This is a genomic window from Nitrospirae bacterium YQR-1 (assembly GCA_039908095.1).
Taxonomy (GTDB): Bacteria; Nitrospirota; Thermodesulfovibrionia; order Thermodesulfovibrionales; family Magnetobacteriaceae; genus Magnetomonas.
In genome coordinates this window covers 63,909-87,786 of record JAMOBJ010000010.1, presented here as the reverse complement: position 1 = coordinate 87,786, position 23,878 = coordinate 63,909, and the positions used below count along the sequence as shown (strand labels likewise).

Genomic DNA, 23,878 nt, shown 5'->3' with positions numbered 1-23,878 from the left:
AAATACTCCGGGTTAAATAAGAGGAGGATGTATGGAAAGAGTTAATTTAGCCGCACAAAAGAGAGAGAGTGTAGGCAAGGGGGCTGCACGAACACATCGCAGAGATGGAATAATTCCCGCCATTATGTATAGAAAGGGACAATCCACCCCGATACACTTTAGCAGAAAGGAGTTAGTTCCTTTTGTCAACGCCTCGGCACACGAACAGATTTTGGTGAACCTCAATTTTGCAGACGGCACTACGGCTGTTGCCATTATGAAAGAACATCAGGTGGAACCGCTTACCGGAGAGCTGCTTCATGTGGATTTTCAGGAAATATCCCTGCAGGAAACTGTAAGGGTTAGTGTTGCCGTGATTTTAAAGGGAACCCCTATTGGTGTTAAGCGAGACGGAGGACTTCTTCAGACAGGCATAAGGGAGATAACAATAGAAAGTCTGCCTGATGATATTCCTGCACACATTGAACTCGATGTTACAAGACTTGAGCTGGGAGATTCCCTGCATGTTGCGGATATTAAAGCTGGAGAGAAAATAAAGGTTCTGACTGACCCAGGGGAGTCGCTCTGCACTGTATCGGCAACAGCGTTGCTTGAGTCTGCCCAGGCAGGGGAGACCACAACAACAAAAGAACCTGAGATAATTAAAAAGGGCAAGCAGGAAGGTAAGGAGAAATAACCTTGTGGCTGCTCACTGGATTGGGAAATCCTGGTTGTAAGTACAAAAAGACCCGGCATAATGTCGGCTTTACTGTGATAGATGAGCTGGTTTTGCGTTTTAATGTTGATATGAAAGGCGGTCGAGAGCACGGCAGGGCGCCTGTTATTACCGGCAAATGCCAGATAGCGGGGCAGGAGATTTGCCTTATAAAGCCCCTTACTTTTATGAATTTATCAGGTACTGCCGTTGGCAGGCTGGTAAGAATGGATCCAGATAAGACCATCGTTATTCAAGATGATGTTGATATGCCTGCCGGTAAGTTAAAGATAAAATATGGGGGGGGCTCCGGGGGCCATAAAGGGGTTGCTTCCATAATTGAACATGCCGGAACAAATAATTTTTACAGAGTAAAGATAGGCATTGGGAAAGATCCCCACATTGCAGTTGAGGACTATGTACTGAGTAAGTTTACTCCTAAAGAGTTTCCTCTGATAGTTGATGCCGTCTCTGAGGCTGTAGCAGCTATTGAGTGCATAATCGCAGAGGGACCTCAAAAAGCTATGAATATTTATAATATCAGAGGAGGACAGCCTGATGGCGGCAATTGAAAAAAAGACATATTATTTTGAAAGACCAGGAAAAGAAAACTCTGATGATTGTCTGAGATTATCTGTAGATGCTGCGGCGCAAATGGACATCAAGCATGTGGTTGTAGCCACAACAGGCGGTGATACAGGGCTTTTATTTTCTGAAGCTTTTCAGGGAAAAGATATAAACCTGGTTGCAGTTACACATAGCCATGGCTTTAAGGAGGCTAATACTTTTGAAATACCGCCGGATGTTGCGGTAAAGATACGGCAAAACGGAGCTGTTGTTTATACCGGAACTATGGTAACACATTCGCTGGAGAGTGCCTTTTCCCAGAAATTTAACGGCCTTTATCCGACATTGATAGTGGCACAAACTCTGAGACGCTTTGGGGAAGGCTCTAAGGTGTGCTGTGAAATTGTTATGATGGCAGCAGATGCAGGGCTTATTCCTGAGGGGGTTGAAGTGTTGGCGGTAGCCGGCACAGGCAGAGGGGCGGATACGGTTTTGATTATACGCAGTGCTGCCTCCAAAAGATTTTTCGATTTGAAAATTCTTGAAATTATTGCTAAACCGAGACTATAACTCTTTTTTTAACGATAAAACCTTTGGGCTGTATAACAGATAACTTGTGTTGTACATGATTACTTAATAAGCAGTTTTAAAATCAGGGCAAATCCGGCCAACTGGCCAATCCAAAACAGAAACATCCATTTAATGTTTTCTTTGCTCGCTCTTTCAATTCTTAACTCTGTTTCTGTCTTATATAGCTCCATTTTATTCTCAAGCGCAGCTATGGATGTGTCCATTTTATTCTCAAGCGCAGTTATGGATGTGTCTATTTTATTCTCAAGCGCAGCTATGGATTTCTCCATTTTGTTCTCAAGCGCAGTTATGGATGTGTCTATTTTATTCTCAAGCGCAGTTATGGATGTGTCTATTTTATTCTCAAGCGCAGTTATGGATGTGTCTATTTTATTCTCAAGCGCAGCTATGGATTTCTCCATTTTGTTCTCAAGCTCAATTTTTATGGTTTCCATTTTGTTCTCAAGCTCAATTTTTATGGTCTCCATTTTGTTCTCAAGCTCAATTTTTATGGTTTCCATTTTGCCGTCAAGCCTTGTAATATCAGTCTTTGTAGCAAGTTCCCTGGTGAGTTCATCTCGAAGCTCAAGTTTGCTCTGTAGAGAAACGACATCTATTACGGACTCTACAGCCCGAACAAATTCTCTAGAACCGGCTTTGCCGGCATGTTCCTCTAATATGTCATATACCTCAACAGGTAAAGTAACTGCCATAGTACTCTCAGTGTAGCAAATAGTAGTTATCTTTGTAAAGTGGTATTCTATATTTTTTAATTTTATCAGAGGAAATAGTAAAAGAGGGCTGTGAAGAAAAAATCGAAAAATATGACTAAAAAAATCGAGGATACAACAGAGGCGGTAGTTCTGAGGCCGACCTCCTCGGCACTTCCCTCTACTTTAAAACCGTGGTAAGCACCAACTATGGTTATTACAACACCAAAAGCCCATGCTTTCATAAGGCCTGTGAAAAAATCCTTTAATTGAAGGGCATTTAGCGTCTGGTCTATATAAAGCCCTGAATTAAGTTCAAGCTCGGTAATGGCAACACAAAACCCGCCAAATATCGCATTTGCATCAAAAATAGCAGTCAGCACCGGCTGCATAATCATAAGAGCTATAAGCTTGGGCACTACCAGAAACCGTATAGGATTAATCCCCATACTTATAAGCGCATCTACCTCCTCCGCCGCCTTCATTGAGCCAATCTCGGCTGCAAAAGCTGACCCGCTTCTGCCGGCTACTATTATCGCACCCAGTATCGGCCCCAGCTCCCTTGTCACAGATACACCAACAAGGTTTGCAACATAAATAAGCGCTCCAAACTTTTTTAACTGATACGCCGCCTGCAAAGCTAGTATCACCCCTACAAAAAAAGATATTATCAACACCGTGGGAACCGAATTGTAACCCACCTTCACTATCTCCGACACTGTTGCCCGTACTCGTACCGGTTTACCCTTAAACGGTGAGACCAGACACCAATAAAACACCCCATTAACCAGCACAGAAACATCATGAACCACTTCACGCACAGAGAAGGCTTTCCCTCCCACTACCGCCAAAAACTTTCTAAGCGCCAACCGCACTGTCCAAATCCGTATAAATGTCAAAAATCAGGTCAAGCTTTGAAAATTGAAAAATTTTAACGACACTTACTGAAACATACACAAAGCGCAACTTGCCACCATACAGAGACATCTCCTTTAACGCCTCTACAAACGTGGCTACCCCTGAGCTGTCTGTCTCTGTAACATCTCTCAAATTGACCACAATTATGCCGGTTTTTCTCTTTATAAGAGAAATCATTGTCTCCCTTAATACAGGGGAAGTGTAGAGGTCTATTTTACCGGACACATTTAATATAACAGCCTGCCCCTTTATTTCTATGTCTGTTTTCATAACATATCTTTAAGTAAAAGGTTAATGTTTTGCATAGTTCAAACGGAACACTCGTTGGCATTGAAATAAGCAGTGGACATAGCCTTTAACGATAGATTAAATTTCATACTTTCTTCCACACTCCCTTGTCTTAGCGGTATTTAGTTTTTCCTGTCTAATACCAAGTTGCATTCAATCGTCTAACTTCTTGGCTTCGTCGAAAGCTCCCTGACGTACCCAAAAGTACGCCTCCGCCGCTTTCTCCCAGCCGCCTGCGTTTACTTCTGACTGTAACTTGGTCTAAGTCTTCTGACGTAGTCAGGGTTACCTCTATAATAATCCACCTGTCTCTTAAAATCAATAGCTCAATACTACATCCTCAGGTTTGTCAGTCTTTAGTAATTCTGATATTTTTTTCTTGACTTTTCAAACTCCAGAAGTTTTATTTTAATATAAATTCCCTCGGAGTAACCTCCCAGTTTGCCGTCTGAGGCTATAACCCTGTGGCAGGGGATTACTATCGGAAACGGATTAACACTCATGGCCTGCCCCACCGCCCTGGCCCCGCCGGGCTTGCCAACTCTTAACGCTAATTCCTTATACGTTACAACCTCACCAAACGGTACTTTTAAAAGCTCCTCATACACCGACTTTCTAAATGGTGTAATCCCTGAGACATGTACCAACCCCGGCGTAAATTCTTTTCTCAGGCCATGAAAATAATCTTTAAGTTCTGAAATAACCGCTGAACCGCTTTCTCTATATATAACCCCTTCAGGTTCTGTAAATGTAATCTCTCCAATCACCCCGTCAGAAAAAATACAAAAGACCCTCCCTAATTGAGTGGTTATGAAATCATAATAATGTTTGTAATTCTTTTGCATTTGAAATGTGCAGGGTGTTTTAATCAAAATGCTTTTTCATTTCATTTATTTATAGCCTGATTTTAACGAGTGCAGCAAAAGGATGTCAAGGTATTGTAATGTGGATATAATGCATTTGTTATTGGGTGCAACAGGCCGTCATACCAAGCTGCAATCAACGGTAAAAAAGAGATATTAGAGGCGGCCGTGCATTCGACTCCTTGACGTTGTTGGTTTTAACTCTGTACAATAGGCACAAATAAAAAAATGATATATAAATATAATGTATTATAGTAGTTCTCTGTTATATGAGTTTCTTAACTTTAAGAATGCGGGGAGTCATCAGCAGGAAATGGACGCAGCAATGACAACTATAGCATGGATTGCATGTGGTTTACAGCTGTTGTGAATTAGTTGTTTAAAGATAATGACTACAGCTAAACTAAGGATGAATTAAATATGCGAGGTGTTGATACTACTGTAGTAAGAAACATTGATGGTTGGTATGAATTCAGGATAGAAAGATGATGCCGGTGAGGACAGCCTGATGGGTAAAGTGATTTTAGGCATTTCGGCGTTTTACCACGACTCCGCCGCCGCCCTTTTAAATGACGGACGCATTGTAGCGGCAGTGCATGAGGAGCGTTTTACCAGAAAAAAGCATGACCCTTCTTTTCCCAAAAATGCTGTTGAATTTTGTCTGAAATACGGCGGATTTGATATATCCGATATTGACATTGTTATCTTTTACGATAAACCTTTATTAAAATTTGAGAGGCTCCTTGAGACCTATTATAACTTTGCACCAAAGGGATTACATTCTTTTATTGCGGCAATTCCTGTTTGGCTTAAAGAAAAACTGTTTCTAAGGAAACTCCTGACTGAGGAGCTTTCAAAAATCGGCAGGATAAACAAAGGAAAGCCGCATATTCTGTTTTCAGAGCATCATTTGTCTCACAGTGCTTCTGCATTTTACCCTTGTCCTTTTTCAGAGGCGGCCATCTTAACTGTTGACGGTGTGGGTGAATGGGCTACAGCTACTATATCTCACGGCACAGACAATAAGATAACTATGCTTAGGGAGATGAAATTTCCCCATTCCGTCGGGCTTCTTTACTCTGCTTTTACTTATTTTCTGGGTTTTAAGGTAAATTCCGGTGAATATAAACTGATGGGTCTTGCCCCATATGGTAATAAAGGAAGCCGGCAGGTCAGCCGGTTTAAAGACATTATCTGTAAGACACTGATTGATGTTAAAGAGGATGGTTCGATATTTTTGAATCAGGATTATTTTGATTACGCAACCGGCCTTGCCATGGTTAACGATGATGAGTGGGCTGAATTGTTTGGTTTCAAACGCAGGGATTCGGAAGATGAGTTGATTCAGTGCCACGGAGATATGGCTCTTGCCATACAGGAAGTAACTGAGGATATCATAATAAAAATGGCTGGGACGGCAAGGGAGCTGACCGGCTCAAAAAACCTATGCATGGCCGGAGGTGTGGCGCTAAATTGTGTGTCCAACTCTAAGCTTCTGCGTGAAAAAGTGTTTGACAATGTCTGGATACAGCCTGCTGCAGGGGATGCAGGCGGCGCTCTTGGGGCCGCTTATGCCGCTCACTTTATGTATGACGGGCAGAGCCGCACTGCCGCCGTGGAGATGGACTCAATGCAGGGGGCATACCTGGGCCCTGAGTTTAGTGAATTGGATATTAAACTCACCGGCCGGAAATACAAAGCTCCATATACGTTTTACGAGGATTTTGATAATCTCTGTGAACAGGCGGCTTCCGCCCTCTCTGATGGTAAGGTGTTGGGGTGGTTTCAGGGGCGAATGGAGTGGGGACCGCGGGCACTGGGTAACCGCAGCATCGTTGCAGACCCCAGAGACAGAGAGATGCAAAAGAGGCTTAACCTTAAGATTAAATACAGGGAAGGGTTCAGACCCTTTGCCCCGAGCATTTTATATGAGGATTTATCTCAGTACTTTGAAATAGAAATCCCTTCCCCTTATATGCTCTTTGTTGCCGATGTTGTTAAAAACCGGCAAATTCCCCTGCCTGAGGGCTATGAAAACTTATCTGTCAGAGATAAACTCTATTTTATCCGCTCCGATATCCCTGGTGTCACTCATCTGGACTACTCGGCAAGACTTCAAACCGTTCACAAGGAGACTAACCCGCAGTACTACGCTTTAATAAAGAAGTTTAAGGAAAAGACCGGCTATTCACTGCTTGTCAATACAAGTTTTAACGTCCGGGGAGAGCCCATTGTGTGCAGCCCTGAGGACGCCTACAGGTGTTTTATGAGAACCGATATGGATTGTCTTGTGATTGGTAATTTTTTGTTTAATAAGACGGAGCAGCCGGCATTGGCGGAGAAGGAAAACTGGAAAGAAGAATTTGTTTTAGATTAGAAAGTGTATATATAATTATCTTATAAGGAGAAACTTATGGGAATTTTAAAGGAACTTTGGGATTTTTTGAAGGAAAGAAAGAAGTTTTGGCTCATGCCGATAATAATTGTACTGCTTCTTATTAGTTTGTTAATAGTGTTTGCAGGCGGCTCGGCTGTGGCTCCTTTTATCTATACACTGTTTTAGAAAGATGAAAGATAAAAACGAGATATTAAAAACAATAGATGTTTTGGCGCTGGCATCCCTGGTGGCTTTTATGGTATTTAAAAAACCGCCGTTGCTGTGGCTGGCGCTGTTTTTTATTGCCGTAAATGTATTGGAATTAAAGCTCGGCGGGAAAATAGCGGAGCTATGGCTGAAATTTGCCCACCTTATCGGTACATTTAACAGCAAAATTCTCCTGTCTCTGATATTTTTTGTGTTTTTGTACCCGCTTAGCATCCTGTACAGGGCTTTCAACAAAGAGTCAACCGGTGATTTTAGAAACAGAAATAGAATTTCACAGTTTGACCCAGTCAACAAATCATACGATAAAGCCTCTTTTGAGAAGCAATGGTAGATGAAAGTTTACAATAACGGCACACTAAATAAGGGCGGACTTACTGAATATGCTCAATAAAAAAAGTTTAAAGAGCTTATTTGCCACTTTTGCCGGCGCTTATTTCAGAGTTTTTAAAAATTCCGTATTAAACAATACTTTAACTGTATTTCTGTACCATGACGTATCCAATACTCCATCAGAATTCAGCCGGTTATATAATCTCAATGTTTTCCCCGATCTGTTTGAATTCCAAATCAAATATATAAAAGAATGCTTTAATGTTATCTCACCTCAGCAATTAATAAGCGGCAGTGTCCCACCTCGTGCCGCTATGGTTACTTTTGATGACGGGCTAAAAGGGATTTTTTCAAATGCCGTAGAAATACTGAATAAAAATGAGGTGCCCGCTGTGATTTTTCTTAACATGGAACCTATCTCCGGTGAAATATTCTACTCCGGCCTCATAACATGGCTATGCGAGAAGGAAAATACCTTTGCAGAACACTTATTAGGTTCCACAGGAAAGGAACATATCTCTAAACCGTACTTTCTTCATTGCACAAGGGAAATTGTAAACTCATGGATAAAGCAAAGCGGCAGGGATTTTAAAAATGATGTTTATCGTTTTACCGGCCCATTTGCTTCCGAGGACGATCTTCTGAGAGCTTCGGAAAGCCCATACATTTATTACGCAAACCACCTGTATAACCATGATGTTGCTCTGAGTCTTTCTGATGATGAGCTAAAAGCATCATATATGCAGAATATGGAAAAATTGAAATGTTATAAAAACTATACTAACCTCTTTGCTTTCCCTTTTGGCCAGCCGGAGACGACTTTTTCTGAAAAACAGATTGAAATTATTCTTTCCATGGGCGCCGATAAAGTGTTTTCCTCATTACCAAACCTCAACTACTCCGTACATAGTCCGTACTTACACAGAATTGCACTTACGGATTTTAACAACACAAGATTAAAAATCCTGTATCAGGTTTTCTATAATGAAATGAAGGTAAATTATATTTTTAAATCATTAAAAAAGCTATTTTCAGGCAAACTGTGAAAGAGGCGGAGTCACTTTTAAAAAATATTAAACGCTACACAGCAAGTAATATATTTCAGAGGGCTTGCGGAATTATTAACACATTCATAAAGCCAAAGCTGCTCTCTCCTGAGCTCTATGGGTTGTGGAATCTCCTCTCTATTGTTATCACCTATGCCTCCAATGTCCACCTTGGCTCAAGAAACGCTTTGTTTTACCTTTTACCTTACCACCTCTCAAGAAACGAAACTAATGATGTAAATAATGTGAAATCCTCAGCCTTCTACGGCTCTCTGTATCTGACCCTCATTATTACCGCAGGGCTTTTTGTTTATAGTTTTTGGGGTAACTTAAATAAAATTCAACAGAGCGGCCTTATCTCAGTAGGAATAATAATTATTCTGAACTGTGTTTTTGACTACCACTACAATGAAATCAGCGGTTATAAAAACTTTAAACTAATTAGTTACGTAAACTATAAGCGTGCCATTGTCTCCGTAGTTTTAAATTTTATTTTAATATATTTTTTCGGTATATACGGCATTTACCTTTCCACGTTGTTTACGGTGTTGATTATGGTGGTTTACATGTACAGGGAGTCGCCGATTATATTAAAAGAACCTTTTAAAATAGACGTTTATTACGCACTGACCAAAAAAGGACTGCCCATATTAATTTATAACGTGTCAAATGATCTCATAAGCACTGTTGATAAAATCATTATTGCATATTTTCTGGGCACAAAGGAGCTTGGCCACTATGCAATAACAGGGTTGGTGTTTAACTTTCTGATGCAGATACCCGGTGATGCAAGAGACGTCATTGAAATTAGTCTTATGGAAAACTTAACAACCGGCAATCGTGAGGAAACTTTAAATAAGTATTTTTTCCAACCACTTTATTACACGTCACACATTATGCCGTTTATAATAGGACCTGCCTTTTTTTTGATTAAACCGTTTATCGAACTACTGCTTCCTAAGTACATAAATGGAATAGCTCCGACACAGATTGTCACCATAGGGTGTTATTTCTATGCACTGGCCTTTGTTGCCCGTGGTATGGTTATTTCAAATAATAAGCAATTTTCCGCCGCTATTGTCATCACTGCAGTGCTCTTATTTAATGCCTGCGCCGCCGTGTTTTTTATTTTAAAGGGTTATGGCACGGTTGGTGTTGCCTTTGGAAGTTCTTTCTCTTTTTTTATACTGTTTATATCGCTGTTTATCTTTGTTCAGCGTTTTAACAGGGAGATTTCTTTATTGCTATGGGTAAAGAAAACGAAAGATATTTTCATTATTTTTTTTGTTATGGGTTGTGTTGTTGCTGCACTTGTTTTTGCCACTTCAAATCTTACTGTGAACAAACATATCGGTGCTCTTCTGTCAACTGTGGTTTTTTGTTTGATTATGTATGCAGTGTCAGCGTACCTAAATCCTGGTTTTCTGCATTTCAGATTAAAAAAGATATTCAAACTAAAAAAAGGATGATCCTGTGCAATTTAAAACATCAATAATAATTCCGACATATAACAGGCCGGATGATTTAAGAAACTGTATAGAGTCGCTTTTAAAACAAACTGTGCCGCCCTCTGAGATAATAATCGTTGATGACGGCAATCTTACAGAGCCGCCTTTAAAAACTAAATGTGAGGAGCTGGCAATACAATATGTTTACTATAAAAAAGATACGCCGGGCCTTACCGCCTCAAGAAACAAGGGTATCGGGATGTCAACCGGAGATATTATCTTTTTTCTTGACGATGACGTTGTGCTCTTGCCGGATTATATTGAAGAGATTCTGAAAATATACGAGAGCACTGGAAACGTTGGAGGCGTGGGTGGTGCAATTGCAAACCATAAAAAGCTCGGTTTTGTCCAAAAGTTAAGGAAAATAATGGAAATTCCTTTTATGGTCTCAGGCCTCAGGGAGGGAAAAGTACTGCCCTCCGGTTTTTGTACAAGTTTCGGCACAACACCGTTTGAAATTAAACAAGTTACAGAGGTTGATTTCCTCTCCGGTGGTGTCTGTTCTTTCAAAAAAGAAGTCTTTAACTCATTTGCATTCGATTCCAAACATTTTCTTAACTATGGACTTGGTGAGGACAAGGATTTCTCCTACAGGGTATCAAAGGCTTTCAAACTGATATACACCCCCCATGCAAGGCTTTACCATTACGAATCCCCTAAGATGAGACCCAACGACTTTAAAGAGGGTTTCATGTTTGTTGTCTTTACACACTATTTTTTTGAAACACACGTTAAGAAACATTTCATTCAATGGGTATTTTTTTATTATGCTTTTTTGGGGTATGTACTTTTACGGATGTTTGTCTGTGCAGTCTCTCCAAAAAAGGACAATATTGATAAATTAAAAGGGCTGCTTAGTGCTCTTTTTGAAGTTACATTTAAAGGCACAAAAGTTGTTCAATAAATAAATGATACGCGCTCTGGTACTTGATGGTTGTATAAACAGTGCACTTGCTGTTACAAGAAGCCTCTCCATGCATGGAGTCAGTGTTACATGCGGCGCTGAATCCGTCCTTTGTAAAACACTGTATTCAAAACACACAAGCCGGAAACTTGTTTACACATCACCGGAGCGCTGTCTTTCCGGGTTTATAAGGGATATAAAAAAAGAACTAATCTCTTTACATTACGATGCTGTGTTTGCCGTAAGTGATAAGACGGTGTTAGCCTTGTCACTTAAAAGAAATGAATTGGAGCAAATGGCCGGCCTTGCAATTGCGCCGCATGAACCATATATGAAAGCCCTTAATAAAGTTGACACAATAACAGCGGCACAAACACTTGCAATACCGGTTCCAAAGACTTTTTTCCCTGAAACAATACAAGATTTGAAACTCATAGAAAATGAAATCTTCTACCCTCTCGTAATAAAACCCAGACAAAGTGAATATCCGGCAGGCGACAGAATTGTAAGCGGAGGGGCTCCCACGTATGCCGCAAACTCCGTGCAACTCCATGAAACATTTCGAAACTACAACTCACAACTACCCCTTCCAATGGTACAGGAGTATATTCCGGGACAGGGCAGGGGTGTTTTTGCTCTTTTTAACAAAGACGGTAAATGTGCTGCATACTTTGCCCACAAACGTCTCAGAGACATCCGTCCCACCGGAGGCGGCAGCAGTTACAGGGAAAGCGCAGAGCTGGATGAAACCCTTAAATATTATACCGAAAAACTGTTGAACCACATACACTGGGAGGGGGTGGCTATGGTGGAGTTCAGAGAAGACAAAAGAGACGGCTCATTCAAACTAATGGAGATAAACGGGCGGCTCTGGAACTCCCTTGCCCTTGCTGTAGCCTCAGGGGTGGATTTTCCCTATTTATTATTCAAACTGTGCTCAGGAGATGATGTGCCCCCTGTATATACATATCAAAAGGGATTAAAATGCCGTTGGATTATGGGCGATATCAGACACATTATCGAGGTGTTTCGGGGCAGGCCACAAGGCTATACCGGAGATTTCCCGAAACTTTTACCGGCTATCGGTAATGTGGTTTTCGATTTTTTCAGAGAAAAATCTTATTACGATGTGTTGTCAATGTCTGACCCCGGCCCGTTTGCGGCAGAGTGCATTGCCTTTATTGCAACACCTATAAGGAAAAAAATTACCCGTTTATTGCAGGGCAAATGCATTGACGGGAATTTCTAATTGCAATTTTTATTGGCACATAACTGTTTTTTGACAGTGTATAGTGCAAAATGTTCATGATTTAAGGAAATTTTTTCTGATGGTTTAAGCCCTGACATCAGACTATTTCTTATAATACCTTGTTTTACAATCTTTGGCACATTATTTGCATATTAAGTTGCTAAGAGATATATATAACTATGAATGAATACGAAAAACTAATACACCGCAATAAGCGGGAGTTGTCCAACTTCAAAGGCAACCTGTTGAACACTGTTGCCGGCAAGACGGCAAAGTCAATCATGGTAACAAGTGCTATGAACGGTGAGGGCAAAACGACAACAGCGTTAAGTATAGCTCATACTTTGGCAAATGAGGCGAAGGACAGGGTTTATCTTGCCGACGGCTCGTGGAATGCTCCAAGGTTAGATAAACTCTTTAACGTGGTGGAAAACCCGGGAATATCGGACTATCTTCAGGATGAGGCTGATTCAGAGATGATAGTCAGGCAAACTAAGACGGAAAATCTCTTTGTAATTCCGTTTGGCAAAAAAGCAGCCACTGTTACAGAGATTTTAAAACCTCTAAAATTGAAAGAAAAACTTGATACGTTAAAGAATCGCTGCGATTATTTGATTTTTGACGCTACATCAGTAATGGGCTCATCTGACATTGCAGTGCTCTCCAGTTTTTTTGACGGTGTGATAATGGTGATTGAGTGTGAAAAAACCAAATGGCAGGTGGTGGATTTAGCTAAAAGCAAACTGGAATCGGCAGATGCAAAGCTCATAGGAGCTGTTATGAATAAAAGAAAATTTTATATTCCTAAGTGGTTATATGGTTACATTTAACTTTAAGACAATGAAGCTTTACGCTAAATTATTAGTTTGTCTGCTGCCGGCAATCCTTATAATCAGCTGTTCATCAGCAAAAACCCAGACGAAACCTCAGGCTGAAACTGCTTATACAGACAACACCGCTGTGTTAAAAGTAGAGGACAATGAAACAGGTTTTAATACATCTTATGATGTCTTTCCTGAGTATCGCATAATGCCGGGAGATATACTGGACGTACTCTTTAAGACGGAAACAGGGCTTAAACAGGATAATTTCACGATAGAAATCGACTACACAGTGACGGTTAAATTTATTCATACACCGGAGTTAAATGAAACACAGACAGTCCGTCCCGACGGCAACATTACGCTTCCATACATCGGAGACATTAACGTTATAGGCAGGACAACACAGTGGCTGACTCAGGAGCTTAAACAACGTTACTCTAAGATACTGAGAGACCCCAGCTTATATGTAGTAGTGCCGGAGTTTCGGGCAACACTAAAGGAATTTAAAGCGGACCTGCACACGGCTCCGCGTGGATTAAGCAGACTTGTCACAGTGAGGCCGGACGGGTATGTTACGTTCCCTATAATAGGAGAAATGTTTGTAGTTAAAAAAACAATTAAAGACGTCAACAAGATACTCAACTCTGAATACGAAAAGATAATTCCTGGTCTGCATGTTAATCTGTTTCTGGAAAAGAACTCAGGCTTTATTGTCTATGTCTTTGGAGAGGTAAAAAAACCGGGTGCTTACCCTATCTTAAAACCGATAAGCATCATGGAGGCACTCGCCTTTTCCGAGAGTTTTCTCTCAACGGCTAAAACAAGCAATATTATCGTCTTAAGAAAATCAAAAGACAAAATCACAGCCACCATAATAGACCTCGATGAGGTTGTAACCACTAAAGATAGAGCGGAGCTTTTTATGCTTAACCCCGATGATGTTGTATATGTCCCTAAAAGAACTCTGTCTCAGATAGCAGATATAACAAGAGACATATCAGATATATTGTTTTTCAAAGGCTGGAGTGTAGGTTTTAGTTGGGAACTCCACAAGCAGCCCACATCGGTGATTCAACCATGAAGACTAATGCAGTGATAGAGGATTATAAAAGGGAATTACTAACTACATTTTTTGTTCAGAAACGAATTATTTATTTTGTTGCCGCCGCAATATTTATTGCCTCAATACTTGTTTCTTTTCTTTGGCCAAAAACTTACGCTGCTTATGGTTCAATTTTGGTAAAAGGAAAGAAAGCTGAAAAGAGCCCTGATGCCATAGAAAAAGAGGAAATTAAACCTTTTCCCGTAACAAAAGAGGATCTCAACTCTGAATCTGAAATCTTAACCTCACCGGATGTCATAAGAAACACTCTTATATTTTTGAAGGAAAACAATTTAAAGAATAATGCGGCGTCAAAAAGATTTTCTTTTCTTGCTCTGTTTAAAATTAAAAAGAAAACCACCGGCAACATAACCATAGAGGAAAGTGAAATTTATAAGATTAAAAAAAGGATTACTACCGAAATTGTCCCAATCACCAATGTTATAAAAATAACGGTACAGGATAGGGATTCCAAATATGCGGTTTTGTTTCTGGATACTCTTATGGAGCAGTTTTTGAAATACAGGATGCAGCTTTATAATTCAGCTGAGTCCAAGTCATTTTTTAAGCAACAGGTGACAGAGTCAAAGAAAAGTATTGAGGATAAAGAAGACGAGCTAATGAAGTTATATAAAGAAGGTGACGGTGTAATGCCGGCTAAAGAAATAGAGAATAATCTCTTAATCAAAAAGGACCTTGAGCAGGACCTATATCATTTTAAACAATCTGCAATAGAGAAAGCACAGATAATCCAGCAAATAAACAATGCACTACAAAGTAGAGAGATAAGTTTTTTTTCATTCCTGGATGGTAATGAGTCTATTACCGGTTTAAGCAAGTCGCTTCAGGCCCTGGTTGCGGAGCGAAACACTATTTTAAGCAAATACAGCAAAGAAAGTGAAAAAGCCCAATACATAGACGAGCAGGTTACTGCAACATACAATGCGCTTAAAAAAGAAATATCCGACTATAATAACAATATAAAAAGACAGCTGGAAACAATTAACGAAAAAATCGATTCTGTTGAGCAGCGTATTGAAAAAATCCAGACTCAAAACATGAAACTTCAGGAATTAACAATAGCCACCGAGAGAGTAAAAAGAGACATAGAAATATATAAATTATCCTATGATATTTTCTCTAAACGTAAGGAGGAATCCAGAATAACATCATCCTCAGAGGCCGGGACCTTTCTTATAAGCATCATGGGTAAGGCATTTCCATCAAGCGGCCCTATTTTCCCTATTCCCATGCTGTTAATACCCATAGGGCTTATCACTGGTTTAATGACAGGTATGAGTCTCGGGTTCTTGAAAGAGTATTTAGATCAAACATTTAAGAAACCTGAAGATGTTTTTAAATATGCTCAACTTCCCGTGCTTTTATTTATTCCTTTTATGTCTGATGAAACCACAACGCAGTCAAAAAAGCCGGATATATTTACAACCTTAAAATCAAAATTCGTGCCGTTGTTTAAGAAAAAAACTGATTTGCCCAAAACCCCCTCTATTAGTACAACAACGCTGCTCTCTTTGTTAAAAACAATCTGCATACCTGTAGTAATATTATTATGGATGCTTGTTACAGTAATTGTTATAGGTTGTCAAGTGGTACAAACCAATAGCATAAATAATAAGTATCTGCCGGCTTATTCAATGAAAAATCCCACAGACAGTGTAACAGCCTCAGCTTCTTTCGCAACAGAGGCAGAGGCCGATACAGCGCAGAAAGCAGATAACACCACCACTATGGAGTCTCCTGCCGCTGCATTAAATGCAAACTTTAACGCAACCACGGCAGAGCTAAGCTCAGATATTGCAAAACTATTCAGCACTCCGGTGCCTGGTTCAACAGTGATTGCATATCTTGAAAAAGGTGATAAGATGGCTGTCATCAATACATATAAAAGAGGCTGGCTAAAAGTCAAAACCAGTGACGGCACCGAGGGCTGGGTTTATGTGTGGACGGTAAATGTAATAAAGGATACATCTTATGGCCTGTAAAATCAAAGAAATTTTATAAAGAAGTTAACCGGCACATTTTCAACATCTTTGTTATATTATTAATTAAACAATAGTTAAGGAGTTTACATTTGGATTTCAGCTCGGCACTAAATATTAAAACCGGTTACAGGATATTTTCAAACACATTTAGCAATATTTTTAATGTTGTGCTGGCAGCGCTGCTTTTATTTTTCTCTTTTCCATTTTTTGTGGTAATATCAGCGGCAATAAAATTAACGGACAACGGGCCGATTTTTTATCGTGGAGAGCGTCTTGGTAAAAATAAAGAGATATTTACGATGTATAAGTTTCGCACACTGGTGCCCAATGCAGAGCAGATAATCGGCGCTGAATTATTAACGTCTCAGTATAATCTGGTAACCAAGGTTGGAAAGTTTTTAAGGGAGACACGGTTAGACGAACTGCCCCAAATATTTAACGTTTTGAAGGGGGATATGGCTTTTATCGGCCCAAGACCGGAACGTGCCGTAATTTATGATAAATTCTGTAAAGATATTAAAGGCTATGACAAGAGGTTTAGCGTGAAGCCCGGTTTAATCGGATACTCTCAACTCTTCACGCCTCATAATTCCACCAAAAAACTACGTACTCATATTGACAATTTATACATTCAGAAAAAACAGAATTTTGCAGTAGATATTGTTTTGATTTTTTATACTGCATATCTGTCAGTAAAATATGCGACCACAAAAATTGTAGTGTTAATATGGAAAAAACTGGTTTTGCGCATGTTTAAAAAAGACATGGCTGAGAAAAGAACCAACGAAAGGATTTATCTTAATGACAGCAGGATTTTTTGGGGTGACGCCTCCACGGAACAGCTAACAGATGAGGGGCTGTTGGTTAATATCAATGACGAGGCTTTTCTGATGTATGCCGATAAACAGTTGAAAGAGGAGACGTCCTTTAAACTTGAAATACTAATAAAAAAGAAAAAGAAAAAAACCGCATTTTGTAAAGGTATAATATATAAGGGAATTGCATTAAATGATAAAAACTTTAAATATGCTTACGTAATTAAATATACCCCTGTATCTCCGTTGAACTCCTATATGATTCACCAATACTTTTTACATAAAAGTGTTGCTCAGACATGAGAGAGAGATTTTTTACATTAATAAGAAACCCGATCGAGAAAATCATTTTTTTGGCTTTTTTCAGTACGATATTATTTATCATGGCAACTCCATATTATTACCTTGCCGTTGTCCCTGCTCTGTTAGTGGTGTTTTTTATTATACTAAATAATAATCCAGCTTTTGCTTACTATTTAATAATCTTTCTTATACCCTTCGGCGCTTACAGAAATGTGTCTGATTTGAAATTTCTGAAAATACACTGGCTATTGGCGGGTGTTCTTATTTTATACATCATGTTTAAAGCCTTTTTATTAAAACACATGCCGGCACAACTGAAATCCGGTCTGTGGCGTCTTATGTTGCTTCTATTTTCAGTATCTGTAATATCCGCTTTGTTTTCTCCTTTTAAGGAAACCGCATTTCAAAACGTAGGCCTATTTATTGTTGCGGTAATGTTCATAGTGATAACTATGTTTTTTACAGACAGAGATGCGCTGTTTAAGTACCTGCCGCCTATTGTGGTATATAGTGTTTCATTGAGTGCCTTAACCGGAGTGTTAGGTTATATCTTCAATATTACGTTTTTTGCAGAAAATGTGGAAACCGGACAGTTTAAAAGAAGCATCGGGGGAAGCACCGACCCGAATAATTATGCTCTTATGATAGCATTTTCTTTACCGCTTTTGTCGGAAATGTTTGACAGAGCAAGGGGGGCACCCGTAAAATTGCTATATCTGGGGCTATTTGTTATAAACATTCTGGCTGTTGTGTTTTCTTTTTCAAGAGGTGGTGCGTTGATAATATCGTTGATAATGATTATTATTTTTATCAGGCATATGAAAAAATTGAATTTACAACGCATGTTTCTGCAAATATTTATCATCCTTGCAGTTGTTGCTATAACCATAGGAGCGCTACCACCCAGATATTTTGAGCACTTCAAAAAAGTTACCGACACAAAAACCGACAAATCAATAGGCAGACGTGCTTCATACATTGTTGTTGGAATGGAGACATTTTGGAGCCATCCTGTGATTGGCACCGGACTGGGAACATTCAGGGATATTTTTGAAACAACCGTCTATGCACGTAAGTTTGCAAAAGAGGGGCTGACCAACAGACGTTTCGCTCACAACACATATCTGGAGTATCTTGTTGGAGTCGGCATTTTTGGCCTGATACTTTTTATGGCAATTATCCGGCTTATAATGCGCAATCTTATTTCAGCAAGAAAGAACTTTCTAAAAAACGGGGAAACCGCTAACGCCTCATATATTGATGCATATATCTTTTCGTTTATAGTTCTGCTCTGTTACCTGTTTATTTTTAGTGAACCTTTTCATAAATACTTCCTTCTTACGGCAGGGCTTTCTCAGGCTGCGCACAGATTATCTCTGCAGAGCAACATATGATTACAGCAATATTTTTGTTTTCAATCTTTGCGGTTTTTTCGGTTTTTTTTCTAAACCCGTTGTTTTGTGTTCTTGCGTATCTTATAAAACCCCCGAAAAAGAACAAATTACAGCCGTTTTCAAGCTCTGTATCGTTAATCATAGTTGTACACAACGGAGAGCAATTAATTGCAGAAAAGCTTGACAACTCGCTTTCACTTGACTTTGGAGGTGATGATTATGAAATTATAGTGGTCTCAGACGGCTCTTATGATGCAACCAATGAAATAGTGCAGGGGTATGGAGAGAGTATCCGGTTTATAAAAAATGATGAGCATCTTGGAAAACACATCGGATTAAATAAGGCGGCAGAGGCGGCAAACGGGGAGATTCTGGTTTTTTCTGATGCTGATGCCATACTGTCTAAAGAGTCAATACCAAATCTTCTCAGACACTTTTTCGACCCTACCACCGGTGGCGTTTCAGGACGGCGTATAATAAGTGACCGTGGCGGGGAATCTCTAAAAGACGCCCAAAGCGCTTACATTGGTTTCGATACCGCTATCAAAAAGCTGGAGAGCCTGAGAGGGAGCATTTCATCAAATGACGGCAAACTGTATGCAATAAGAAAATCACTCTTTAGACCTGTCCCCTCATCGGTCACAGACGATCTATTTGTTCACCTTACAGTAGTAAGTCTTGGCTTCAGATTTACATACGAACACCATGCAGTGGCTTTAATAAAAACACCGTCAAGAGATCCGGCACATGAAATTGTAAGGCGAAAAAGGATAGTTACCACAAGCCTTAGAGGGATTTCAATGTATAAAGAGCTCTTGAATCCGTCTAAGTTTGGAATGTTTTCGGTAAGCCTTTTTATTAATAAAATCCTCAGACGCACTTTACCGGTTTTTTTAATAACTCTGTTTATAAGTTCGTTTTTACTGGTAAGGGAGCACTTGTACTATAGTATATTTTTTGTGCTTCAGGCTGCATTTTATGCTTCTAATATATTCTACTTATTGGTATTGTCTAAAATCAAAAAAATCAAGCTAATTACACGCATATTTTCAGTGGCATTTTACTTTACGCTTGGCAACTACGGCACTCTTTTAGGATTAACAGATTTTTTAAGAGGCAAAAAGGTGGAAAAATGGGTGCCGGTAAAAAATGGCTGAAAACCCATCTGTATTAATAGTTTCCTTGTCAAAGCATTTTGGAGGGGCGGAAGTAAGGGTCATAAATACAGCGGAGCATCTTCATTGCAGACGCTGTTGCTATGGTGTTGTCACACTAAAGGATACACCCCTTGAGTCTAAGCTCAGGGAGCGAAACTTAAATACCTTCGCACTTTCAATGAGCAAGGCAAATCCGTTTATCATTTTCAGTATATATAAAATAATCAAAAGAGGGTGTTTTAACGTAGTTGACGCTCATAACCCGCAGTCGCAGCTTTGGGGGTTAATTGCAGCCGTTTTAGCCCATACACCGTTAAAAATATGCACTGTCCACAGCAGCTATGGAGATACAGAGAGGGGAATAAAAAAATTGCTCTACGAATTGATTTTAAAACTTAATGTTTTTTTAGGGGTAACTTTAATCTCTGTGTCTGAGTCTGTAAGCACATATCTTCGTGGTTTTGGAGCCGGCAAGGTAGTTTTGATTCACAACGGGATAGCAATGCCTGAGGTTGACCGGAAAGAAACGCTGAGGGAGAGGGAGAGAGCCTCTCTTGGTTTAAAAAAAGATGATTTTGTTATAATCACTGTGGGCCGTCTTGAGCCGGTTAAAGGTCATATCTATTTAGTGGAGGCGTTAAACATTATGCTTAAAGGTGCCTTTGAAGTGAAATGTTTGATTGTAGGTGATGGACGGGAGTTTCAAACGCTTAATGAGGTAATAATATCACAAGGGATAGAAAATGACGTGAAACTGCTGGGGTTTCACTCATGTGTTACAAACCTGCTTGCAGCGGCGGATGTTTTCTGCATGCCTTCACTGTCTGAGGGATTGCCGTATGCACTTTTAGAGGCATGTGCTTGTCAACTGCCCGTTGTGGCATCAAATGTAGGGGGCATAGCTTATTTTTTAAGGCATGGTAAAACTGCAATTCTGATTGAACCCAAAAGCAGCAAAGCCATTGTTGAGGCAATACGGTATATCAAAGACAATCCTGATGTGACACAAGCAATAACAAAAGAGGCGTTTGCACTCGTTAAAAATGAATTTTCTATAGAAACTATGCACAGGCTTATGCTTGAGGTGTATGGTTTGGGGGGGTAATCAGGTTATGTGGATACTGCTGTTAATTATGTTGTTGACTCAAAGCGTTGTATTTGCAGAGGACTCAGGCAGTTTACCGGGCGGCTGGAGGCCGTTTTCGGATGACTCACCATGGAATATACCGATTCCCCATGATGCTAAAACACATCCTGATTCAGCGCTTATTATGAAAACCATTATTTCAGAGGCTAAAAACATACGCATTGCCAAAACGTATTCAATACCTGTATGGGTCGTTGATTCCAAAAAGACGGCACTTACAAAGGTCAGAAGCACAAAGATATACGACACATGGGATAAGAACAGAGCAGGCATAAGCGATGTGGCAATACCGGTGACAAGGGAGATGTGGGCTGAGCCTACCGAGGACGGGCATATTTGCATAGTGGATCCGGCAGCGGGACTTTCATGGGAGATGTCTGCTTTCCGGTGGAAAAAAGACGAGGACACACCACGGGCAAATACATTTAATATATGGGATTTAAAGGCAACCGGTGTGGGCACTCACAAGGAGGGCAAACGCTGGCAGCTTATAGGGGGTAGGGGCTCTGGTTTTCCGCTGATAGCAGGGCTGATACGTCCTGAGGAACTTAAGGCCGGTGAAATCCGCCATGCTCTGGTGTTTACATTTCCAAAAAACAGGAAACCGGATAAGGGCGAGGCGATGTTTATCACACCTGCCGCCAGAAGTGACGGAAAAAATAAGGGTGTTGAGTATCCGGTTGAGGGAATGCTTTTTCAGCTTGATCCATCTCTTGCAGAGAAGGATTTTGATAGTTGGGGGTTAAACCGTGAGGGAAAGATAGTAGCTAAAGCTCTTCAGAAGTATGGTATGTATTTAGGTGACAATGGGGGCGCTATGGCACTGCAGGCACAACTCCTTGCTCCCGACACTGACGGAAACCAAAGCAAATGGAACGATTTGTTTCAGGGTTTTAATAAGAATATTGAAAAAATTCCAACTGATAAGTTCAGGATTATTTACACCGGTGAGCCTGTGATTAAACAGTAGTAATATCCCTGCCACCGGTTTGCAGGACAGGAAGATGCAAAGATTGGAAACATCGCCGATTACAAAGTCGAAGGCATCAATGATTATCACCGCAGCGTAGTGAATAATCTTCCAAAGTGTTTGACGTGCTGGGCAAGGTGCATCTGCGGTGGGGGCTGCTTCTACGACAATAAATCCCACACCGGAGACATGCGCAAGCCGGACACCTTTTATTGTAATGAAACAAGGGCTGCTGCTGAAACGAATATCTATATACTCAGTTGGACGGCGCAGGCAGGGAATATCTCAAGGGGGTTTATCAGAATCTGGTGGATGAGAAGCTGCCTTAGACTGCAACTGAGGCAGGATGCCAACAGAGAACACTCTGATATGCCACGTCGGCTATTTCTTTGACAAAACCTTTAGTTTGACGCTAAAATAAACCATGCTTACGGAAACTATAATAACCGATTTAGACTTAACTGAAATTATCAATGGAGAGGAAATCAAGGGGCCTAGTCCATTCTTTAAACACCAGGATATTGTTTTTAACTTAGCGGATATAATACGCTACCACGTAAAGGCTCATAAATTAGGGAAAGTATGTTTATCTCCTCTTGATGTAATCTTTGAAGAGGGGATTAATAGGCTTCAACCCGATATATTGTTTATCAGAAAAGAAAACCTGAGTATTGCACAGGATTGGATAAGAGGCGTACCGGATATGGTTTGTGAGGTAATATCTTCAGGCAGTTATGAAATGGATACCGCAGTTAAGAAGGCTATTTATGAGAAATACAGGGTGCCGGAGTACTGGATAGTTATGCCGGAGCCACAAACGATTGAGATATTAACCATTGAAGGTGATAAATACAAGTTACACTCTATTGCAGCATTTGAGGGGTTTGTTACTTCTAAAGTCATTGAGGGACTAAAAGTCAACATTACTGAGGTGTTTGAGTAACCAGGTGCTGGCTTTAGGGGAGACGTCAAGGAGCTTTAGACGAAGCCGACAAAGTTAATCGAATGACTGCAACTTGGTATTAGACGGTAATGTTGATGAACAAACAGGTTATTGTTTATCAAATCAGACTGTTGTTTTGGTAAGCCGTGAAAAAAACATTTTCATAAACAGCGGCACTTTTATTGACAAATCCAACCATCTGAAACTATAATATCATCTCGATGGGCTGTTTCCTGTTGAGGAAAACATAAGTGCAATTATGGCATAGTTTGACGTGACGAGATATTGTTTTGAAAATAAGGAGGAATGCAAAAATGTATAAAAAATTCAGCTTTATGGTTTTTTTAACCATGCTGTTATTTCTTACGACGTTTTATATCCCGAAAGCGGGCTCTGTTGACGGCACCTATGTAACATACTTTCTACCATATCTTCACACCGGCACCAACTATCCGGTTTACTGTGTAGTAACAAATAACGGCATAGGTGCAGACAACGTCACTCAGATGGGTGTATTTGTTATGTCTAACGCATCAGGTGTGCTTAACAGAGAGATGCCCTCCACCACCCTTACCGGTGAGCTGAGTTATAAACGAACCACAATGCTGACTTTTAGCGGGCGTGGACTATATATGGGAACCGCTCATGGTAGTGACTATGCCATAGACTTGTCTCCATACGTTGGTACATCTGAGGCCTACGGTGTTAAACTTACCTTTATATCAACAATAAAAAGAGGTTCTAACGCTAAAAGAGACAGCCACCTAAACTGCAAATCTCTCCCCATGGCATGTTTTATGGGCACAACCAGCCCCAAAAGGAATGTATCAGGGGTAATTTGTGAAGCCGGATATCTTGGAAGCACAATCCAGCTTTATACAAATCGTCCTTATAATATAGCAATAGAGGATTTTGTGCCGGATGAGTACTGGGCAGATAATGCTACAAATATGAGCTATTAGCCGGAT

General features: G+C 40.2%; 25 protein-coding genes. 21 read left to right on the top strand and 4 right to left on the bottom strand.

All coding sequences use genetic code 11. From position 1 onward, the window contains the following. The first annotated feature begins 31 nt into the window (after nucleotides 1-31). The 3 genes from H7844_07145 to H7844_07135 are packed head-to-tail and all read left to right on the top strand — an operon-like array spanning nucleotide 32 to nucleotide 1,831. A complete protein-coding gene (locus tag H7844_07145; protein MEO5357057.1) occupies nucleotides 32-676 on the top strand; it encodes a 50S ribosomal protein L25 in 645 nt (214 codons plus the stop codon). 2 nt (nucleotides 677-678) lie between these two features. After that, on the top strand, nucleotides 679-1,266 hold the full coding sequence (gene pth / locus H7844_07140) for an aminoacyl-tRNA hydrolase (GenBank protein ID MEO5357056.1): 588 nt from the start codon (nucleotides 679-681) through the stop codon (nucleotides 1,264-1,266). Then, nucleotides 1,253-1,831: a hypothetical protein gene (locus tag H7844_07135; protein ID MEO5357055.1), complete on the top strand. Its 579-nt coding sequence runs from the start codon at nucleotides 1,253-1,255 to the stop codon at nucleotides 1,829-1,831. The genes pth and H7844_07135 overlap by 14 nt, the downstream gene beginning before the upstream one ends. A gap of 59 nt (nucleotides 1,832-1,890) precedes the next feature. On the opposite strand, the gene H7844_07130 is transcribed toward H7844_07135, so the two are convergent. The 4 genes from H7844_07130 to H7844_07115 form a co-directional block, all read right to left on the bottom strand. Next, nucleotides 1,891-2,544, bottom strand: coding sequence for an apolipoprotein A1/A4/E family protein (locus H7844_07130; protein ID MEO5357054.1), 654 nt, complete (start codon nucleotides 2,542-2,544; stop codon nucleotides 1,891-1,893). Nucleotides 2,545-2,609: 65 nt separating this feature from the next. Beyond that, nucleotides 2,610-3,362: an ABC transporter permease gene (locus tag H7844_07125; GenBank protein MEO5357053.1), complete on the bottom strand. Its 753-nt coding sequence runs from the start codon at nucleotides 3,360-3,362 to the stop codon at nucleotides 2,610-2,612. 37 nt (nucleotides 3,363-3,399) lie between these two features. Further along, nucleotides 3,400-3,729, bottom strand: coding sequence for an STAS domain-containing protein (locus tag H7844_07120; GenBank protein ID MEO5357052.1), 330 nt, complete (start codon nucleotides 3,727-3,729; stop codon nucleotides 3,400-3,402). Nucleotides 3,730-4,103: 374 nt separating this feature from the next. After that, nucleotides 4,104-4,514, bottom strand: a complete 411-nt coding sequence (locus H7844_07115; protein MEO5357051.1) for an MGMT family protein — start codon at nucleotides 4,512-4,514, stop codon at nucleotides 4,104-4,106. A gap of 604 nt (nucleotides 4,515-5,118) precedes the next feature. On the opposite strand from H7844_07115, the gene H7844_07110 reads away from it, so the two are divergent. The 18 genes from H7844_07110 to H7844_07025 all read left to right on the top strand — a co-directional run bounded on the left by H7844_07110 (nucleotide 5,119) and on the right by H7844_07025 (nucleotide 23,872). Beyond that, nucleotides 5,119-6,987, top strand: coding sequence for a carbamoyltransferase (locus tag H7844_07110; GenBank protein MEO5357050.1), 1,869 nt, complete (start codon nucleotides 5,119-5,121; stop codon nucleotides 6,985-6,987). A gap of 36 nt (nucleotides 6,988-7,023) precedes the next feature. Continuing rightward, nucleotides 7,024-7,173, top strand: a complete 150-nt coding sequence (locus tag H7844_07105; protein ID MEO5357049.1) for a DUF5989 family protein — start codon at nucleotides 7,024-7,026, stop codon at nucleotides 7,171-7,173. A gap of 4 nt (nucleotides 7,174-7,177) precedes the next feature. Next, nucleotides 7,178-7,546 (top strand): SxtJ family membrane protein, encoded by a 369-nt coding sequence (locus H7844_07100; GenBank protein MEO5357048.1) that lies wholly within the window; start codon nucleotides 7,178-7,180, stop codon nucleotides 7,544-7,546. 49 nt (nucleotides 7,547-7,595) lie between these two features. Then, nucleotides 7,596-8,591 (top strand): polysaccharide deacetylase family protein, encoded by a 996-nt coding sequence (locus H7844_07095; protein MEO5357047.1) that lies wholly within the window; start codon nucleotides 7,596-7,598, stop codon nucleotides 8,589-8,591. Next, nucleotides 8,588-10,060, top strand: coding sequence for a polysaccharide biosynthesis C-terminal domain-containing protein (locus H7844_07090; GenBank protein ID MEO5357046.1), 1,473 nt, complete (start codon nucleotides 8,588-8,590; stop codon nucleotides 10,058-10,060). Before H7844_07095 ends, H7844_07090 begins: the two co-directional genes overlap by 4 nt. A gap of 4 nt (nucleotides 10,061-10,064) precedes the next feature. Next, nucleotides 10,065-11,003, top strand: a complete 939-nt coding sequence (locus H7844_07085) for a glycosyltransferase family 2 protein (protein MEO5357045.1) — start codon at nucleotides 10,065-10,067, stop codon at nucleotides 11,001-11,003. Nucleotides 11,004-11,007: 4 nt separating this feature from the next. After that, on the top strand, nucleotides 11,008-12,252 hold the full coding sequence (locus H7844_07080; protein MEO5357044.1) for an ATP-grasp domain-containing protein: 1,245 nt from the start codon (nucleotides 11,008-11,010) through the stop codon (nucleotides 12,250-12,252). A 179-nt stretch (nucleotides 12,253-12,431) separates the two neighbouring features. After that, nucleotides 12,432-13,082 (top strand): CpsD/CapB family tyrosine-protein kinase, encoded by a 651-nt coding sequence (locus tag H7844_07075; GenBank protein ID MEO5357043.1) that lies wholly within the window; start codon nucleotides 12,432-12,434, stop codon nucleotides 13,080-13,082. Further along, on the top strand, nucleotides 13,069-14,157 hold the full coding sequence (locus H7844_07070) for a polysaccharide biosynthesis/export family protein (protein MEO5357042.1): 1,089 nt from the start codon (nucleotides 13,069-13,071) through the stop codon (nucleotides 14,155-14,157). The genes H7844_07075 and H7844_07070 overlap by 14 nt, the downstream gene beginning before the upstream one ends. Then, nucleotides 14,115-16,181, top strand: a complete 2,067-nt coding sequence (locus H7844_07065; GenBank protein MEO5357041.1) for an SH3 domain-containing protein — start codon at nucleotides 14,115-14,117, stop codon at nucleotides 16,179-16,181. The genes H7844_07070 and H7844_07065 overlap by 43 nt, the downstream gene beginning before the upstream one ends. An 89-nt stretch (nucleotides 16,182-16,270) precedes the next feature. Further along, on the top strand, nucleotides 16,271-17,299 hold the full coding sequence (locus tag H7844_07060) for a sugar transferase (GenBank protein ID MEO5357040.1): 1,029 nt from the start codon (nucleotides 16,271-16,273) through the stop codon (nucleotides 17,297-17,299). Beyond that, nucleotides 17,296-18,693 (top strand): O-antigen ligase family protein, encoded by a 1,398-nt coding sequence (locus H7844_07055; protein MEO5357039.1) that lies wholly within the window; start codon nucleotides 17,296-17,298, stop codon nucleotides 18,691-18,693. Before H7844_07060 ends, H7844_07055 begins: the two co-directional genes overlap by 4 nt. After that, nucleotides 18,690-19,850 carry a glycosyltransferase gene (locus tag H7844_07050; protein MEO5357038.1) on the top strand — a complete coding sequence of 387 codons (1,161 nt, stop codon included), beginning with the start codon at nucleotides 18,690-18,692 and terminating at the stop codon, nucleotides 19,848-19,850. The genes H7844_07055 and H7844_07050 overlap by 4 nt, the downstream gene beginning before the upstream one ends. Next, a complete protein-coding gene (locus tag H7844_07045) occupies nucleotides 19,843-20,955 on the top strand; it encodes a glycosyltransferase (protein MEO5357037.1) in 1,113 nt (370 codons plus the stop codon). Before H7844_07050 ends, H7844_07045 begins: the two co-directional genes overlap by 8 nt. A 7-nt stretch (nucleotides 20,956-20,962) precedes the next feature. Continuing rightward, nucleotides 20,963-21,967, top strand: a complete 1,005-nt coding sequence (locus tag H7844_07040; protein ID MEO5357036.1) for a hypothetical protein — start codon at nucleotides 20,963-20,965, stop codon at nucleotides 21,965-21,967. A gap of 51 nt (nucleotides 21,968-22,018) precedes the next feature. Beyond that, on the top strand, nucleotides 22,019-22,360 hold the full coding sequence (locus H7844_07035) for an SPASM domain-containing protein (GenBank protein MEO5357035.1): 342 nt from the start codon (nucleotides 22,019-22,021) through the stop codon (nucleotides 22,358-22,360). A gap of 31 nt (nucleotides 22,361-22,391) precedes the next feature. After that, nucleotides 22,392-22,910 carry a Uma2 family endonuclease gene (locus tag H7844_07030; GenBank protein MEO5357034.1) on the top strand — a complete coding sequence of 173 codons (519 nt, stop codon included), beginning with the start codon at nucleotides 22,392-22,394 and terminating at the stop codon, nucleotides 22,908-22,910. Nucleotides 22,911-23,224: 314 nt separating this feature from the next. Continuing rightward, nucleotides 23,225-23,872 carry a hypothetical protein gene (locus H7844_07025; GenBank protein MEO5357033.1) on the top strand — a complete coding sequence of 216 codons (648 nt, stop codon included), beginning with the start codon at nucleotides 23,225-23,227 and terminating at the stop codon, nucleotides 23,870-23,872. The last annotated feature ends 6 nt before the right edge of the window (nucleotides 23,873-23,878 follow it).